Origin of the sequence: Nocardia vermiculata NBRC 100427, assembly GCF_001613265.1 — a bacterium.
Classification (GTDB): domain Bacteria; phylum Actinomycetota; class Actinomycetes; order Mycobacteriales; family Mycobacteriaceae; genus Nocardia; species Nocardia vermiculata.
This window is the reverse complement of record NZ_BDCA01000012.1, coordinates 15,837-33,733: the sequence shown is the minus strand read 5'-3', so window position 1 is coordinate 33,733 and position 17,897 is coordinate 15,837. Positions and strand designations below refer to the sequence as shown.

Here is a 17,897-nt window from a genome sequence, read left to right as displayed (position 1 = left end):
ACGGGAGGGCTGAGGGTGTCCGGGGCTCCTATGCGCAAGGTGGTCTTGCGTAATCTCGCTGCGCACAAGGTGCGGCTGGCGTTGACGTTGTTGTCGGTGATTCTCGGTACCGCTTTCGTGGCGGGGTCGTTCGTGTTCACCGACAGTTTGCAGCGCACCTTCGACGGTATCTTCGCCGATGAGGCGAAGGGCGTGGACGTGCGGGTGCAGCCCGAGGATGCGCGGTCGCTGGGAGTGTCCAACGATCTGGTCGACCGGATCGCCGGCACCGACGGTGTCCGGACGGTGGCGCCCGCGGTGCAGGGGCCGATCGTGCTGCTGCAGGACGGTCACGCCGTGCAGACCGGTGGCGCGCCGAGTGTCGGCCGGTCGTATCTGCCGCCCGAGCGGGCGGTGGCCGAACCGGACCGGTTCGTCGCGGGGGCACCGCCGTCGCAGCCGGGACAGATCGGGCTCAACTCCGGGGGCGCCGAGCGGGCCGGGCTGCACGTCGGCGACCGGACGAAGGTCTTGATTCCCGCGCACGGCACCATCGAGGTGACCCTCGCCGGCATCTACGACGTGTCCTCCGATACCGGCGGGTTCCTCGGCGTGCTGTTCGACGACACGCAGGCGCGGGAGCTGTTCACCGACGGCTCCCACGTCGCCTATGTGGATGTGGCTGCGGCGCCGGGGGTTTCGGCGGAGGTGCTGCGTGACCGGCTCGCGAAGGTGGTACCGGATCTGAAGGTGCAGACCGGTGATCAGGTCCGGGCCGACGCGAAGGAACAGCTCGGCAACGCCCTGAAGTTCGTGAACTACTTCCTGCTGGCCTTCGGTGCGATAGCGCTGCTGGTGGGAACGTTCATCATCTACAACACTTTCTCGATGATCGTGGCGCAACGACTGCGCGAGCTGGCGCTGCTGCGGGCGGTCGGCGCCGGTCGCCGGCAGGTCGGATTGTCGGTGGTCTCCGAGGCGTTCGCGATCGGCCTGATCGGCAGCCTGCTCGGGTTGGCCGGGGGTATCGGCCTGGCCTTCGGGCTGTCGGCACTGCTGAACGCCTTCGACCTCGGCCTGCCCACCGGGAGTATGTCGGTGGCGCCGCGCACCGTGGCCGTGGCGGTGGTGATCGGGGTGGTGGTGACGGTGGCCAGCGCGTATGCACCGGCCCGGCGCGCGTCCCGCATCCCACCGGTGGAGGCCATGCGTGAGGAGTTCGCCTCGGTCGGTGAGTCGTTGCGGGTGCGCACCGCGATCGGTGTGGTGCTCGCGGTGATCGGCGTGATTCTGGTGGTGCTGGGTGCCCGCAATACCGGCGGCAACGCGGCGGTGACGGTGGGAATCGGCGCCGCGGCATTGATTTTCGCAGTGCTTTTCGCGGCACCGGCGCTGTCGCGTCCGGTGCTCGGCGCATTGGGACTGCTGGTGCGGCCGTTCGGGTCGATCGGAGCGATGGCGCACAACAATGCGGTGCGCAATCCGCGGCGCACGGCCGCCACCGCGTTCGCACTCACACTGGGGCTGATGCTGGTCACCGCGATCGGCATGCTGGGCGCGTCGGCGAAGGCCAGCGTCAGCGATCTGGTCGACAAGGGGGTGGAGGCCGACTACGTGCTCACCGGTCCGCAGATGATCGGGGTGCCGCCCGGGGCGGCGGAGGCGGCGCGCCATGTCGACGGTGTCACGCATGCGGTGGCATTCCGACCGGTGGCATTGCAGGTCGGCGACGATCAGGTGACCGGGACCTCGCCGGACGGCGCGATGGGCAGCGTGCTGCGCTACGACATTCGGCAGGGGACCGACACCCTGGAACGCGACTCGATTCTGGTCTCGGAAACCGAAGCGAATGAACAGCATTGGCACGCCGGAGATCGCGTCGAGGTCACCAGCGTGGACAACAAGAAGTTCTCGGTGACCGTCGCCGGCGTGTACGCCGACGCCCAGTTGCTGGGTCCGCTGATGGTGTCACCGGAGCTGTACGACCAGGTGATGCCGGTGGCCTTGCGTACCGACCTGATCGTGCTGGTCGATGCTGCGCCCGGAGCGGACCCGACCGCGATGCGCGGTGCCCTGGAGAAGGCGACCGCACCGTATGTGGTCGTGCAGGTGCAGGACCGGGAGCAGTTCAAGGGGGCGCAGGCGCAGCAGATCAACATGATGCTGGCGATCCTGTACGGACTGCTGGCGTTGGCGGTGGTGATCGCGATTCTGGGCATCGTCAACACCCTCGCCTTGTCGGTGGTGGAGCGGCGGCGGGAGATCGGCATGTTGCGTGCGGTCGGTATGCAACGGCCGCAGGTGCGTCGCACGATCTACCTCGAGTCGATGTTGATCGCGGTGTTCGGTGCCGTGGTGGGTGTGGTGCTCGGTCTGGGTTTGGGGGTCGGATTCCTGCGCACCCTGTCGGATCTGGGCTTGAGCACGATCGCGGTGCCGTGGTCTCAGGTCGTCGCGATGTTGATCGGCTCGGCCGTGGTGGGTGTGCTGGCGGCGCTGTGGCCGGCGGTGCGCGCGGCGCGGACACCGCCGTTGGCAGCGATCAGCGATCTCTGACAGATACCCGACGGGCCGCCCACTGTGCGCAGTCGGCGGCCCGGTCGAGCAGTGTCCGTGCGGTGTCGGGGTCAGAGACAGTATTCGCAGACCCCACCGGCGGGCAGCTGGATGAAGCATTGTGAGCACACCGCGGCACGCGGCTCGGCGGTCGTGTCTTCCTTCACCGCGGTGGTGGGTTTCGCGGCACTGCGGCCGCGGCGGCGCGCATCGACCTTGGGGGTGAGCGGTGGGACGCCGACTTCGGCGGGCATTTCCGCACCGTAATGCTGGTAGCACTGCCAGCGGGCGTAGGCGGCGTGCAGTTCCAGATCTTCCGGAATCGGCAGGCCGGCAAGCTCGAGCACGTACTTGTAGTCGTTGCCGACGGTGTGGTTCTGTCGCACACACAGTGCGGTCAGCGGCGGCTCGCCCGCGGAGTGGCAGCGCCGGGCGACCTTGCGCAGAATCGCGGCCATCCAGGTACGCGTGGGAGCCTCGGTGTGCACACCGGAGACTTCCTGAATCCGCTCGGCCAACTCGTTCACTGTGATGAAATGCCCGTATCCGGTCGCGGTTTCGGCCAGTTCGGCGTGGGCTGCCAAGGCCCAGGCGACTGCCGCCTCCCGAAACGACACCGAGGTGTCGTCACCTGCCCGCCATGCTCCTGCCGTCGTGGCTACGGAATTCTTCAACACATATCCAAGTTATCGCGTCGATTTCCGCGGCGGCGCGCGACCCGTCGATCGAATAGCTCGACCACTGCTGCTGTTCGTGGCAGCTCCGCCGAACCGCAGGTTATCGCCTCGCGGTTCCGGTCACGCCCGAGAGTGCAGGTGTGACAATCGCTTTCGATACGACGTGAGGATTGTCTCAACGGCGGCCCGCATGCGAACGTGCCCATTCGCTCACATCGCCGCGGTCCAGCGCCACCGACAGCAGTTCGGGAAACCGCTCCGGAGTGCAGGCGAATGTGGGAACACCGAGCGCTGCCAGCGCGGCGGCATTGTCGCGGTCGTAGGCGGGCGCGCCCTCGTCGGACAGTGCCGGCAGCACCAGGACCTGGACACCGGCCTCGGTCATGGCGGCGACCCGCCGCAGCATCTCGTCGCGGTGACCGCCCTCGTACAGATCCGAGATCAGCACCACGAGCGTGTCGGCGGGGCGGGTGATCAGCTGACCGCAGTAGGTGAGGGCACGGTTGATATCGGTGCCGCCGCCGAGTTGGGTGCCGAACAACACATCCACCGGGTCCGACAGCCGGTCGGTGAGATCCACCACGGCCGTGTCGAATACCACCAGTGAGGTCCGCAGCGAATGCATCGAGGCGAGGACGGCGCCGAAGACCGAGGCGTAGACGACACTGGCGGCCATCGAGCCCGACTGATCGATGGCGAGCACCACGTCGCGGCGCACCGCACGGGACTTGCGGCCGAACCCGACCATGGTTTCGGGCACGACCGTGCGATGTTCGGGCAGATAGTGCGCGAGGTTACGGCGGATGGTGCGATCCCAGTCGATATCGCGCAAGCGCGGCCGGGCCACGCGAGCGGCCCGGTCCACCGCGCCGGACACCGCGGACACGGTGCGCGTGGCCACGCGGCGCTCGATCTCGCGCACCACTTTCTCCACCACCGATCGTGCGGTGGCCCGGGTGGTTTCGGGCATCATCGTGTTCAGGCTCAGCAGCGTGCCGACCAGGTGCACATCGGGTTCGACGGCGCCGAGTAGTTCGGGTTCGAGCAGCAGCTGGGTCAGCTGCAGCCGATCGATGGCATCGCGCTGCATCACCTCGACCACGGTGGCGGGGAAGTAGTCGCGGATATCGCCCAGCCAGCGGGCCACCTGGGGCGCCGAACCGCCCAGGCCCGCGGTGCGCTCGTCCGACGGTGCCGGATCCTGCTGGTTGTAGAGCGCCGCCAGGGCGCGATCCATCGCAGCGTCCTCGGCACCCGGCAGTCCGCCGAGGCCGTCCTCGGCGGGAGAGCCGAGCACCAGCCGCCAGCGCCGGGCCTGGTCGTCGTCGGTTCCGTCCCGGGTCATCGTCGGTTCCTCCTCGGCCGCGTCATGATGCGAGTGCCAGAATCTCGGCGGCGGCCGTCATCGCGAGCGCGCCCCGTTCGTGGTCCGGACCGGGTGGTGCTCCCGGTTCCGGGACAACCGGCGTGCCGTCGCGGACGGAGCGGGCGATCGCTCGGCGCTGCCCGGTCTCGAAGGCGCCGAAGGTGCGTCGTAGCAGCGGCAGTACGGCGACGAACTGCTCCTCGTCCAGTTCGCGCAGCCAGGAATCGATATGTCCCAGCAGCTGTCGATCGTGCACCAGCAGGAGGCCGTGCCCGCCGAGGAATCCCTCGATCCAGGCGGCCTTGGCGGCGGGGGTGGCGCCGATCGACAGTGCCGCCGACAACCGCCGCGCCGCCTCGGTGTCGTCGATGATTCCGGCATCGGCGAGTAGCCGCACCGCCCGGCCGGTCAGCGCGCCGTGCACATCGTCGCGGTCGGCGAGCAGGTGCAGCGTTGCCAGCCACATCTCGGTGGCACGCCGGTCGTCGCGGGTGGCGACGGCCACGTGGGCGGCGTCGAGCAGGCCGCGCATCCGGTCGGCGGCATCTGTGTCCAAACCCGTGACGGCACCGGGCATTCCGGTGCAGATGCGCAGTAGCAGGCCGTCGGCCACGCGGGCCAGCGCGTGCACATCGGTGCTGCGCACATCGCCGTAGCGCAGGGTACGAACCAGGGCGGGCAGTGCGGCGAGCAGATGCGTGACATCGTGATCGAGTGCGGCGACCGCCTCGAGCCGGTCGACTAGGCCGTCGACCGCGCCGCCCAGGTCGGCGAGCAACGCCGTTTCCAGCGCGGCACCGATCTCGCCGACCGTGGCGTCGCTCGCGCCGGCGTGGTCGAGGAGCTTCGCTTCGGCGGCGGCGCGCAGGGTGGTCCCCCAGCGCGAGGCCTCGACGACCGAGACCGACAGGTCGGGGTCCCAGCGCAGCGACCAGGATTCCCGGAAGGTTCCGGTATTGCGTACCTCGCCGGTTACCGGTGTCCCCCAGTCGATCCCGAGGATGCGCAACTGATGCAGCAGATGCGAGCGGGCCACGTCCCGGTCCTTGCGCAGGTCCAGATCCAGTTGTCGCACCGGCGCCTGCTGCTTCAGGCGTAGCGTGCGCGCCCGCGCCCGCAAATCGGCGTCCAGCGGAACAGTCGGGGTGCTGTCGGGCACGGAGCCGAGGGCCTCTCCGACGACCAGTTCGGCGCTGACGAAACGCAGCAGCGTCTCGTCACCCTCACAGAGCACCGATCTCGTCGCATCCATGACCTCGGACAGACCGGGAGCGGGTCGCTCGCGCAGGGCGGCCAGGGTGTGTGAGAGACGGACCGCCTCGATGATGTGCGCGCTCGACACCGGTAGGTCGCGCTCGCGCAGTGCGCCGGCCACCCTGGTCAACCAGTGCGTGACCGGTTCCTCGGTGCGGGTGAACAGATGGTGATACCAGCCCGGAGAGGTGATTCCCGCGCCGTACCCCGAGGTCCCGGCGAGCCTGGAGTGGGTCCACGGCACCCAGGTCAGCGAGGTTTTCACCTTGGGTAGCCGCATCAGTAACAGCTGGTCGGGTGCGGCGGGGCCGAGCCGTCCGGACAGGGCCGGCGCATGCCACGCCCCGCACACCACGGCGAGGCGCCGGGCGCCGGCTTTACGTGCTGCTCGCATCCGCTGACGCATGTACGCCTCGCGCTGCAGGGTGCGTGTGCCGATCCTGGCGGGCATGGCGGGCGGGGTGTCGTGGGTCCCGGCGCCGCCGGTCTCGTCGCCGTTGTGTTGGGGCGGGATTCCGGCCCCCGTGTCGATCGCGGTGCGCAGCGCCGACATCGCCTCGACGAGCGCGTCGAAAATCTCGGTGCCGTCCCCGGTGGTGTCGCCGGATGATTCGATCACCGTGTCCCACCATCGTTCCGGATCGTCGTAGCCACCGGCGGCGGCGAGCGCAGCCAGGGGATCACCGCTGTCGCCGCCCGCCTCGTCGAGGGCCAGCGTATGCGCCGCCGGCAGGTCGCAGAAATGCACCGGCACAGCGTTGTCCGCGGCGTAGCGCAGGGCCTGCCATTCGGGGGAGAACACCGCGAACGGCCAGAACGCTGCTCGGGCGGGATTGTCGCTCGCGTAGGCCAGCAATGCGACGGGCGGCCGCATGCCCTCGGTGGCTACATACGCGGTCAGCGGGTCGGCATCGGCGGGCCCCTCGATCAGGACGGTGTCGGGACGGAAGTGTTCGAGGGCGCGGATCAGCGATCGCGCCGACCCCGGGCCGTGGTGGCGGATACCGAAGACCCGGGTATGCGGTTCGTCCGGCGTGGCGGGGGTGCCGTTCACCCGTGCACCTCGCGGCAGGCACGGTAGAAATCGGACCACTCCGGGCGCTCGCGGACCACGGCCTCCAGATATTCGGACCAGACCACGGTGTCGGCCACCGGATCCTTGATCACCGCACCGAGCACCGCACCCGCGACATCGCCCGCACGCAGGACGCCGTCGCCGAAGTGCGTTGCGAGCGCGATGCCGCTGGTGACCACCGAGATGGCCTCCGCGGTCGACAACGTGCCCGACGGGGATTTGAGCTTGGTGCGGCCGTCGGCGGTGATCCCGGCACGCAATTCCCGGAAGACCCGTACCACGCGGCGTATCTCGTCGGCCGCGGCCGGAGTAGCGGGCAATTGCAGTGTGGCCCCGAGTTGTTCGACCCGGCGGGTCACGATGGCGACCTCGTCGTCCTCGGCGGCCGGCAGCGGCAGCACCACGGTGTTGAACCTGCGGCGCAAGGCCGAGGAGAGCTCGTTCACGCCGCGGTCGCGGTCGTTGGCGGTGGCGATGAGGTTGAATCCCTGCGCCGCCTGTATCTCGGTGCCCAGTTCCGGAACCGGCAGCGTCTTCTCCGACAGCACTGTGATCAGTGCGTCCTGGACATCGGACGGTATCCGGGTGAGTTCCTCGACGCGGGCGATCGCTCCGGTCCGCATCGCGGTCAGCACCGGTGAGGGCACCAGCGCGCCGTCGGTCGGGCCTTCGGCGAGTAGCCGCGCATAGTTCCAGCCGTACCGGACGGCCTCCTCGGCCGTCCCGGAGGTGCCCTGCACCAGCAGGGTCGAAGATCCGCTGATTGCCGCCGAAAGATGCTCCGAAACCCAGGTTTTCGCGGTGCCGGGGACCCCGAGCAACAGTAGCGCCCGATCGGTCGCCAAGGTGGCCACCGCCACCTCCATCAGACGCCGCGGACCGACGTATTTGGGTGTGACGACGGTACCGTCGGGCAGGGTGGCACCGAGCAGATACCGCACCACGGCCCAGGGGGAGAGCTGCCACGACGGTGGGCGAGGGCGATCGTCTACGGCTTGCAGGGCCCGAAGTTCGGCAGCGAAGGCCTGTTCGGCATGCGGGCGCAGCAGTGCGGCGGGCGGATTCCGGTTCGTTGTCATCTCAGCTCCTCGAGTATCGCGGTGCGTCGGGTCAGGGTGTCGGCAAGGCGAGCGAAGGCTGCCTGCCAGGACGGGTCGGCGCAGCGGTCGGTGGCGACGGTGACCGCGGCGATCGCGGTGACCGGAAACGTGATTGCGGCGTTCTGCAACAGGATGCGATGGGAGGCGGGCGACAATCCGGCCGCGCCCGGCCGGGCCGCGGCCAGGTGCGCACGCTCCAGCAGTAGCCGCATCAGATGTTCGGCCACGGGCAACGGCCAGGGGCGTGGCAGCGCGGCGGTGAGCAGTTCCAGCTCAGCGAGCCAGCTGTTGTCCAGCCCGCACAGGTGGTGCACCTGCCGGCGGCTCGGTAACAGTGCGAACAGCTCCTGGCGGAGGCGGGCGTCGACACCGAGTTGCGGTGTCGCCGTGAGGATCTCGAACAGTGTTTCGGCCCAGCGCGGATCCTGCTGTGCGAGTGCCGCCTCGGACCAGCCGACATAGCTGCCTTGCACCAGGTCCGCCGGCATTTCCAGGGCGCGGATCGTGGCCGGGCCGCAGCCGCGCGACTCCCAGTACCGCAGCGGGGTGGCGGCCAGCAATCGGCGCACCCGCTCGGAGCGGGTACCGCTGCCGCCGGGATGGGTGACAGGGGTGTCGAGTCCGTCGCGCCGGGCGCCGGCGTCGAGCTCGTCGGGGAGCTGTGCGCTCAGCGCCGCCGCCCGTCCGCTGGTTCGCAGTACCACCCATGCCGTGGCCCGTTCGCACATGCGCGCCGCGAAGGCGGAATCGGGCAGGTGGGCGAGCAGGTCCGCGGCCGTACGCCGCACTTCGCCGCGGACATCGTCGAGGGCGGTCTCGAGCAGTGCTTCGTCGCCGGGACCGATACCGGTGGCGAGGGTGGCCAGTAGTTCGGCACGGCCACGGGCGGGCTCGCGCGCCCAGGTCTCGCTGAGCGCGGCGCGGGCGGCGTCGGCATCACGGCCGCGCAGCGCCGTCAGCCAGGTACGACGCTGCGCGGGACGGCCGTGGCTCCATACCGCGGCATCGGTATCGGTACCGCGATGCAGGGCCCGCCAGCGTGGCTGCAACTCGGCCAGCCAGCGGCCCCGCGGACCGGCCAGCTGTAGCAGCGGTTCCCGCAGTGTGGCATGGGTTCTCGCCTGCTCCAGCAGCATCGCGCAGAGCGCATCCGGGGCACGCCGATCGAGCGGCCGGGCCGCGTCGAACCATTCCGTGAGCAGCGGTGAGCCCGCGGCGAGCAGCGCGCGCAGCCGTCGCGCTGCGGCGGGAGACAGCAGTGGGCGCTCGTCGTCGACTGCCGGTGGGCCCGGTTCGACGCGTACCGGCTGCACCCCGCCGCGCTGGTACAGCTCCAGCAGCGCGGCGGCGTCGAGCAGTGTCTGCTCACGGCTGCCGGATCGCACCGCCGTGGCCACCACCGCGGGCAGGCCGCCGAGATCGACACCCCGTCGTGCGGTACCGAGCAGTGCCACCGGTGCGACCGCATCCGAGGACTCCGGCGGCAGCGTGGTCGCGGTGGGAACGCCGGTGCGGGAGGGGGTCTGCACGTCGATGAGCTCGCCGCACGACAGCGCGGAGATCGGAATCAGTCCCGCCGCGGTCCACTCGCCGATCACGGTGAGCGGATGTCCGCCCGACAGCCCGATGAGCTGCCAGGGCACGTCGGCGGTCGCCGCGATCGGCACGGCGGTGCCGTCGGACTCCGCGAGCCACCAGCCCGGCGCGTTCTGCACCGGAACCACCTCGCTCAGCAGCACGGGCCAGGCCCGCAGCCAGGGGTCTTTGCTCAGCGCACCGGCGTGGTGGGTGAGCTGCTCGGCGATGGTGGCCGATTCGGCGACGATGGTTGTGAACGGGACCGGTGCCCTGCGGTGGGTGCCCCAGACGGCGCGCAGCGGTACGGCACCTGGGTAGAAATGCAGCTCGGCCTCGATCGAGGTGCCCGGAGCCGGTAGTGGTCCGGAGAAGTTCGCGCCCCCGAAGCTGTGCTCGAGGATGTGTGCCCAGCGCCGGGTGTTGCGTCCGCGCAACAGGGTACGACGGGTGAATACCCGCTCCTCCTCGGTGATCCGTACCCCGAGTACCAGCCATTCGTCGGGTACGGCCGGTTCGCCGTCGCGGACGGCGTCGGCCCGGACCGAGTAGCCGATATGGGTGCGGACCGCGGCCGCCGACTCCGGCGGCAACTCCTCCAGCCGGTCGTGCGCATCGATCAGCAGATGCAGCCGGGCGTACTCGCTGAGCAGTACGGCATGCCAGTGCTCACAGTCGTGCATGCGCCGTGGCAACTGCCGCAGTGCCGCCGCCACTCCGGGAGCCTGCGCATCGACCATGCGGGCGGCCATCGCTTCCAGTGCGGCGGGCGACCGGTCTGCCTGGGCCAGTCCGGTGCGTACCTGATCGGCCAGCCAGATCGCCAGCTCCCCGAGGCCGGCGGCGACCCGGGGGCGCCGCTGCTCGAGAGCCGACGGCTTGCTGCCGCGGGATTTCGTGCCGGTGGGTCTCGACTCCGGTCCGGTGCGAGGCGCGGGCCACTGGGCGACGAACTCGCCGGGCACGGCCTGCTCGGTGACCGATCCCCGAGACCAGAGCAACAGTAGTGACAGGGCGTGTTTGCAGGGAAATTTCCGGTCGGCGCAGGAGCAGCGGTACACGGGCCCGGACAGGTCGACGACGGTGCGGTGCGCGGTGGCGCCACTGTCGATGCACAACCCCCACACCGCACCGTCGTGCACACCGGTCCGTTGCCAGGCGGACGTCAGTGTGCGCGCGGCCCGGGCCGATGCGGCATCGGGCGCCAGTGCCAGCACATTGGCGGTCGAGATCGCCTGGAGGGCGCCCGGAGTTCTCGCCATCTGTTCCCCCGTTCGTTCGGTACCCCCGGAGTTGTACCCGAAGGCACCGACAAGACTCGGTGAGTGAGTGCGCCGACCGGCCGGTACTGCTGTGTCCGCCGGTTCGCCCGCTGGTTGCGCGACGAAACGCGCTGCTGCGGAGGAGGTTTGCGCAGCATCATCGTGTTGTGCCGGGTTGTGATCTCTGGCATTCTGACCTGTTCGGTCGAACCGAGCCGCCCGCTGAGGGGTGTTATCCGTGGAACTGCCCGGCCGGGACGGCCGAGGGGTGGTCATCGGACGGTTCGCCGTTCGATGACCATGCGTCCCGCCCGGGCTGGTTCTCCGGTAGCGTTCGCCGCGATCGAGCACGCGCGAAGGCCGGGAGGGGCAGTGGGGCAGAACCAGGGTGGGGCTGTGTCCGCGCCGCGGGTCGATGCCGCGGCACCGTTGCGGGAACTGGTAGCGGCCCGGCTGCATGCGGACCCGTCGGTCGGCCCGGATGTTGCACAGGCCGTGCTCGCGGCGTTGGGGGAGCAGGCCGAGCCCGGCGCGCAGACCTATCCGAGAGATATCTTCCTGCGTGCCATCCGAGTCGGCGGATTCCGCGGCATCGGCCCGGAGGCGGTACTGCGCCTGGCGCCCGGGCCGGGACTGACGCTCGTGGTGGGCCGCAATGGTTCGGGCAAATCGAGTTTCGCCGAAGCGGCCGAAATGGCGCTCACCGGTGCGAACCGACGCTGGGTCGGCAAATCCGCCGTATGGCGGGAAGGCTGGCGAAATCTGCACGGCGACAATCCGGCCCGGGTCTCGGTCGACCTGGTGGCGCGCGACTCGGACCCGTTCTCCATCGTCCGCGCGTGGGACGACGCCGACGAATTACCCGACGGAACCTGGTCCATTCGCCGAAAAGATAACGGTCACAGCGGTATCCGCGCCGATGATTGGCTCGGCGCGACCACGGCGTACCGTCCGTTCCTGTCCTACAGCGAACTCGGGGCGGTCGTAGACGGCCGTCCCAGTGATCTTTTCGACGCCCTGCACCGGCTGCTGGGTCTCGATGCCGTCAGTGCGGCGTTGGAGAAAACTCGGACGCGCCGACTCGAATTGGAGCGTGCGGCGAGGAAGTCACGGGAGGACCGGCAAGCCCTGCTCCGGCAGCTCGGTGCCGTTGCCGACGAGCGAGCAGCGCGGGTGGCGCAGTTACTGCACGCGGCGGACCCGGATCTGGCCGCCATCGCGCACGAACTCGGCGGCACTCGGCACGACCCCGGGGGTGTGGCCACGCTGCAAGCGATTGCCCGCCTGCGGATCCCGCCGCTCGAGCGCGTTGCGGAGGTCGCTGCTGCCGTAGAGCTGCGTACCGACGCGGTACTCGCCGCGGCGACCGGTGATCTGGAGGCGGATCTGGTTGTGGCGCAGCTGCTGCGCGGGGCGCGCGAGCATGTGGGTGCCGCGGCGGCCTGTCGCTGCCCGGTCTGCGGCACGGGGGTTCTGGACGAAGGCTGGCAGCGCGACGCACTGGCCAGGATCGAAACCGCCGAGCGCCGTGCGGCAGTTCTCACCGCTGCCCGCGCCGCGCTGTCCACGGCTCTCGGCCGTGCGCAGGCACTGATCGAACCCGTACCGCCGGTGCTGGATTCGCCCGCAGTCGCTCCGAGTATCGATCCGGCCGGCGTGCGCCGCGCCTGGGTCGCCTGGGCGGGATCCGCCGCCGAGGCGGGTGCCGGTACCGCGGCCCGGATCCGGGACACCCATGCCGAGCTGGCCGCGGCACTGGAGGTGCTGCAACGTTCCGTGTACAAGGAACTCGACCGCATCGATGCGGTGTGGGCGCCGCTGGTGCCGCGGATCGCCGCCTGGTTGGGGGAGGCCAGCCTGGTCGCCGCGGCGGCGCCGGAATTGCGTACCGTCCGCGGCGCCGAGGACTGGCTGAAATCGGCGGCTGCGGGGCTGCGCGACGAGCGGATGGCACCGCTGGCCGAACGTGCCCGCCACATCTGGTCCGGGTTGCGGCAGCGCAGCAATGTCGATCTGGGGGCCGTCCGGCTGCAGGGCAATGCCGGAGCCAGTCGCAAGGTGCTGCTCGACGTCACCGTCGACGACTCCGGGGCCGGGGCGCTGGGCGTGATGAGCCAGGGGGAACTGCACGCGCTGGGGTTGGCACTGTTCCTGCCCCGCGCCACGGTCGCCGACAGTCCGTTCGGGTTCGTCGTGATCGACGATCCGGTGCAGGCGATGGATCCGGCGAAGGTCGACGGTCTGGCCCGGGTACTGGCCGACACCGCGCGCAGTGGGCGCCAGGTGGTCGTGTTCACCCACGACGAGCGGCTGGCCGAAGCGGTGCGCCGATTACGCGTGAACGCAACGGTTCTCGAGGTACAGCGGCGCGAACGGTCGAAGGTGGAGGTGCGTCGCGCGGACGATCCGGTGCGGCGGTACCTCAGCGATGCCCGTGCCCTGCTGCGCACCCGCCAGCTGCCCCGGCCGATCGCCACCGAACTGGTCATCACCTGCTGCCGCTCCGCGGTCGAGGCCGCGGCACTGGCTCGGACGCGCCGCGAGCTGCTCGGCGCCGGGGTCGATCACCGGGAGGTCCAGCGTCGCGTCGATCGAGCCCGCACCACCTGGGAAACGGTGTCGCTGGCGGTATTCGGTCTGCCGGACAAGGTGGACGAGCTCAACGAGCTGCTCGACCGGGATGCCCCCTGGGCGCGTGCGGTCCTGCGGGACGTCGCGGCGGGCGCCCACATCCGCATCGAACGCCGTCCGGCCGCGGTCATCGCGGAGACGAAGAGATTCGTGACATGGCTCGATCGGTGAGACCCACGGTGGGACAGCGCCTCGCGGCGGCAGCGGAGCTGCTGGACGGCACCGTGACCGACGCCGGTGGTGTGTGGTCACGGGCGACGGTGTGGATGTTGCGCATCGCCTTGGAGCAATCGGTGGATCGGTTGTGGTCGCGGATCTGCCCACCGCTGGCGCGCTGCAGCATGCGCGCGCAGTTGCTCGCACTCGACGGTTGTGCCGGTCCCGACGTCGCCGGGCAGGTCGCCGGATTGTGGGCGGTGCTGTCGCGGGCGGGTCATCATCTGGACTACGAGCCGGCGCCGTCGGTGGCCGAGCTACGGGACTGGTACGAGCAGACCGCGGCACTCGCCGCCGAACTGGAACGGATCGAGCCGGGGCAGGCGCCGGCCGTGTTCGCCCGCCACCACTGACGCACGAGCCACCCGGCGATAATCGAGCGATGACCGACTCCTCGCCCGCGCATACCGCGCCGCACCGCCCGGAGGACACCGATCGCTGTCCCTGCGGCAGCGGTGAACAGTTCGGCCGATGCTGTGGCCCCCGTCTGGACGGCACCAGCCCGGCACCCACCGCCGAGGCACTGATGCGCTCGCGGTACACCGCCTTCGCCGTCGGCGACAGCGGGTACCTGCTGCGGTCCTGGCATCCGCGTACTCGTCCGTCGACGTTGGAACCGGATCCCCGGCAGCACTGGATTTCGCTGCAGATCTTCGGTACCGAGGCGGGTGGGCTGTTCGATCAATCCGGGGTGGTCGAATTCCGCGCCACCTATCGTTTCGAGGGCCGCAGGGGCGTTCTCGCGGAGTGCAGCAGATTTGCTCGTGTTAACGGCGACTGGTTCTACGTCGATGGCGATATCGAAACGTAATCGCCTGGTGGAAGGTACGACCTGGTAGTTCACTACCATGGCGTCATACATTTCTGCATGGAACGGATAGTGAAGGAGTTGCTACCGCATTCGCGAGGTGCGCTGGGCGAACCGGGCCACCGGAACCCTCACTAGGGTCACAGCATGGCGCGAATCGCGATCGAATACTGCACGCAATGCCGCTGGTTGCTCCGTGCCGGATGGTTGGCACAGGAGTTGCTGAGCACCTTCGGAACCGACCTCGACGAGGTGGCGCTGGTCCCCGGGACCGGCGGAGTCTTCCGGATCACTGTCGACGACACACAGATCTGGGAGCGCAAGGCCGACGGCGGCTTCCCGGAGGCGGCTCAGCTGAAGCAACGCGTGCGTGACCGCATCGATCCCGCCCGTGACCTCGGTCATATCGACCGGGACTGAGGGCAGGGTCGCGGACGTACTCTCGGAAGCAGGGAGTACGAGGAGGTGCGAGATGAGCACGCGATTGTTCGAGGCGGACGCCGACACCGGCAGCCTCGGCGCCGGACCGGTCGCCGACACGACCGCCGGCGCGGTGCGTGGATTCCGGCAGGGTTCGGTGAACGTATGGCGCAGCATCCCCTATGCCGCTCCGGTCGCCGGGCCGGCTCGATTCGCCCGTCCGCAGCCCCCCGAACCCTGGTCCGGAGTGCGCGACTGCACCGCATTCGGTGAGATCGCCCCGCAGGCCATGGGGGTGATGGTGCCGGTGGATTCGGGACTGCACATGGGCGAGGACTGCCTGTGGGTGAACGTGTGGGCGCCGTCCACCGAACCTGCCCGGCCGCGGCCGGTGATGGTGTGGCTGCACGGTGGTGCCTACTGCCTCGGGACGGCCGCGCAGGCGATCTACGACGGTTGCCGCATGGTCGAGGCGGGGGACGTGATCGTGGTGGCGGTCAACTATCGGGTGGGGGCACTCGGCTTCCTGGACCTGTCCTCGCTGGGCGAGGATTTCGTCCCCAATCTCGGCCTGCACGATCAGATCGCGGCGCTGGAGTGGGTACGCGACAATGCCGCTGCGTTCGGTGGCGATCCGGGCAATGTCACCGTCTTCGGCGAATCCTCCGGCGGCGGATGTGTGACCGCGCTGCTCACCTCGCCGCGGGCGGCAGGCCTGTTCCATCGCGCGATCGCGCAGAGCCCACCGGCGACCACGGTCTTCGGCCCGGACCGGGCCGCGGGCGTCGCGCAACGATTTCTGGAACTGCTGGAACTGGCCCCCGAACGCGTCGGCGAGCTGCTGGAATGTCCGATCGAACGGATCGTGGAGGCGGCTGGTGTGCTCTTCGACGAGGTGCCGTTGCAGTCGCCGGGCCGGTTGGGCGCGGCGCCCGTCGTCGACGGGGACCTGCTGCCGACCTACCCGACCGACCGCTTCCAGCAGGGCCGTTCGCACCGGGTGCCGCTGATCATCGGTACCAACAAGGACGAGGCGTCACTGTTCCGGTTCTTCCGGTCGCCGATCATGCCGGTGACTCCGGATGCGGTGAACGCGATGCTCGAGGCGGTCGCCGGTGAGCATCCGGGGCTCTCGCACGAGCGCATCGCGGAGATCACCTCGGCATATCCGGATCGGGGTAAACCGCGGGGCGCGATGGCAATGTCCACCGACGCCGCCTTCCGGATGCCGGCGCACTGGGTCGCCGACGCGCACTCCCGTCACTCCCGCACCTGGATGTACCGCTTCGACCAGGCCACGCCGATGCTGAAAGCGGCGCGGGTCGGTGCCGGGCATGCCACCGAATTGCCCTACATCTTCGGCAATTTCGGCACCTTGGATCACGATCCGACGTTCTGGCTGGGTGGACGGAAGATCGCCACCGAGATATCGGGCCGGATGATGCGGCGGTGGCTGGCCTTCGCCGAGCACGGGGTGCCGGCGGCGCTGGACGGCTCCAAGCATTGGCCGCCCTATCGAGAGAGCACCCGCACCACGCTGGTCGTGGACGCCACCGACCGCATCGTCGATGCTCCCGACCACGACCAGCACACCGTGTGGGGCGATCAGGCTGTCGGATTCAGCTGAGCCGTTTCAGACGCCGGTGGTCTGGGGCGCGCGCTGTCCCAGGAGCACCGGTAGCCGCCGGTAACCGTGCAGGGTGAACAGCGGCCGGCGTTCCGGGGTACCGGCAAGTGTCAGATTCGGGAACCGGTCGAACAGTGCCCGCAATGCGTGCAGGCCCTCCATCCGGGCCAGGCTGGCCCCCAGGCAGGCGTGGATGCCGCTGGAGAAGGTGAGGTGGTCCCGGGCGTTGGCGCGGGTGACGTCGAAGCGGTGCGGATCGGTGAAGACCTTCGGGTCACGGTTGGCGCCCGCCAGCATCAGCACCACGGTGCTGCCCGACCGTACGGTGGTTCCGCCCAGGTCCACATCGCGACCGGCGATCCGGCCGGTGGTCTGTACCGGCGCGTCGAAGCGCAGGATCTCCTCGATCGCGTTGGGCCACAGGTCCGGATCGGCGCGCAGCAATTCCCGTTGATCCGGGTGGTTCACCAACTGCACGACGCCGTTGCTGATCAGATTGACGGTCGTCTCGAAGCCGGCCCCCATCAGCAGGGTTGCGGATGCCTTCAATTCGCGATCGTCGAGGTCACCCGAACTCACCAGGCCGGACAGGATGTCTTCGCCCGGCTCGCGACGCAGCCGTGCGATGTGCTCGTCCAGGTAGCCGTCCATTTCCAGGATCGACGCGGCCGCGGTGCGGGACGTTCGCCAGCTCAGACCGATATCCAGCAGCGGCGAGGCGGCATCGCCCCAGGCCAGGAAGCGCCGGCGGTCGGCATCGGGGAAGCCCAGCATTTCGGAGATGATCGCGATCGGTACCTGGGAGGCGAAATCGGCCACCAGATCCGCCGAACCAGCCGAACCACAGGAGGGTAGTGCGTCGAGCAGCTCTTCGGTGACCGACTCGACGCGGTCGCGCAGCCGGCCGATCGCCCGTGGCGTGAACGCCGAGGCCACCGGTTTGCGCATCCGGGTGTGGTCGGGCGGATCGATCACCAGCATGGACGGTGGTTGCACCGGATTCGGTGGCAGCTCCGCCAGATCGGTCAGCGGGCGCAGTGCCGGGGGAATGAAACCTTCGACCGCGGCGACTCCGAAGCTGGTGTCGCGCAGGACGGTACGGACCAGTTCGTGGTCGACCGTGGCCCAGCCGAACGGTGAGCGCACCAACCGGCCCCGGTCCCGCAGCGATTCCAGCAGTGGTACCGGATCCTGGACCGCGGCCGGGCTGGACATCAACTGCGCCAAGGTCTCGCCTCGCCGGGCGTATGTCTTCAGGAGCAGTCGTGGTGTGCCCTGAACCACCAGCCAGCGAAACCAGTACTGAGGCTTCATCGCCTTCCCCGTTCGTCGTCCGGACCCCTGAACTCCA

The 17,897-nt window shown here is 69.5% G+C and carries 12 protein-coding genes; 6 read left to right on the top strand and 6 right to left on the bottom strand.

Features of this window, described 5'->3' with window-relative positions; genetic code table 11:
* The first annotated feature begins 30 nt into the window (after positions 1 to 30).
* On the top strand, positions 31 to 2,535 hold the full coding sequence (locus tag NV2_RS14465; protein ID WP_067873415.1) for an ABC transporter permease: 2,505 nt from the start codon (positions 31 to 33) through the stop codon (positions 2,533 to 2,535).
* Between the two features lie 71 nt (positions 2,536 to 2,606).
* Here NV2_RS14465 and NV2_RS14460 read toward each other — a convergent pair whose 3' ends face one another.
* The 5 genes from NV2_RS14460 to NV2_RS14440 form a co-directional block, all read right to left on the bottom strand.
* Complete coding sequence (locus tag NV2_RS14460; RefSeq protein WP_245662605.1) at positions 2,607 to 3,212, bottom strand: hypothetical protein; 606 nt, start codon at positions 3,210 to 3,212, stop codon at positions 2,607 to 2,609.
* Between the two features lie 175 nt (positions 3,213 to 3,387).
* On the bottom strand, positions 3,388 to 4,557 hold the full coding sequence (locus NV2_RS14455) for a VWA domain-containing protein (protein ID WP_067873412.1): 1,170 nt from the start codon (positions 4,555 to 4,557) through the stop codon (positions 3,388 to 3,390).
* 22 nt (positions 4,558 to 4,579) lie between these two features.
* A complete protein-coding gene (locus NV2_RS14450) occupies positions 4,580 to 6,886 on the bottom strand; it encodes a DUF5682 family protein (protein ID WP_067873409.1) in 2,307 nt (768 codons plus the stop codon).
* Entirely contained in the window at positions 6,883 to 7,986 is a 1,104-nt protein-coding gene (locus NV2_RS14445; RefSeq protein WP_067873407.1) for an ATP-binding protein, read from the bottom strand. The genes NV2_RS14450 and NV2_RS14445 overlap by 4 nt, the downstream gene beginning before the upstream one ends.
* A complete protein-coding gene (locus NV2_RS14440; protein WP_067873404.1) occupies positions 7,983 to 10,844 on the bottom strand; it encodes a DUF5691 domain-containing protein in 2,862 nt (953 codons plus the stop codon). Before NV2_RS14440 ends, NV2_RS14445 begins: the two co-directional genes overlap by 4 nt.
* Before the next feature lie 396 nt (positions 10,845 to 11,240).
* Here NV2_RS14440 and NV2_RS14435 point away from each other — a divergent pair, with 396 nt between their 5' ends.
* From NV2_RS14435 to NV2_RS14415, 5 genes are all read left to right on the top strand, one after another.
* A complete protein-coding gene (locus NV2_RS14435) occupies positions 11,241 to 13,646 on the top strand; it encodes an AAA family ATPase (RefSeq protein WP_067873486.1) in 2,406 nt (801 codons plus the stop codon).
* Entirely contained in the window at positions 13,631 to 14,044 is a 414-nt protein-coding gene (locus tag NV2_RS14430; RefSeq protein ID WP_067873401.1) for a hypothetical protein, read from the top strand. The genes NV2_RS14435 and NV2_RS14430 overlap by 16 nt, the downstream gene beginning before the upstream one ends.
* A gap of 29 nt (positions 14,045 to 14,073) precedes the next feature.
* Positions 14,074 to 14,502 (top strand): YchJ family protein, encoded by a 429-nt coding sequence (locus tag NV2_RS14425; protein ID WP_067873398.1) that lies wholly within the window; start codon positions 14,074 to 14,076, stop codon positions 14,500 to 14,502.
* Between the two features lie 144 nt (positions 14,503 to 14,646).
* Entirely contained in the window at positions 14,647 to 14,919 is a 273-nt protein-coding gene (locus NV2_RS14420; RefSeq protein WP_067873395.1) for an Rdx family protein, read from the top strand.
* 52 nt (positions 14,920 to 14,971) lie between these two features.
* Entirely contained in the window at positions 14,972 to 16,546 is a 1,575-nt protein-coding gene (locus NV2_RS14415) for a carboxylesterase/lipase family protein (RefSeq protein WP_084474668.1), read from the top strand.
* A 6-nt stretch (positions 16,547 to 16,552) separates the two neighbouring features.
* On the opposite strand, the gene NV2_RS14410 is transcribed toward NV2_RS14415, so the two are convergent.
* Complete coding sequence (locus NV2_RS14410; RefSeq protein ID WP_067873392.1) at positions 16,553 to 17,860, bottom strand: cytochrome P450; 1,308 nt, start codon at positions 17,858 to 17,860, stop codon at positions 16,553 to 16,555.
* Positions 17,861 to 17,897 lie beyond the last annotated feature (37 nt).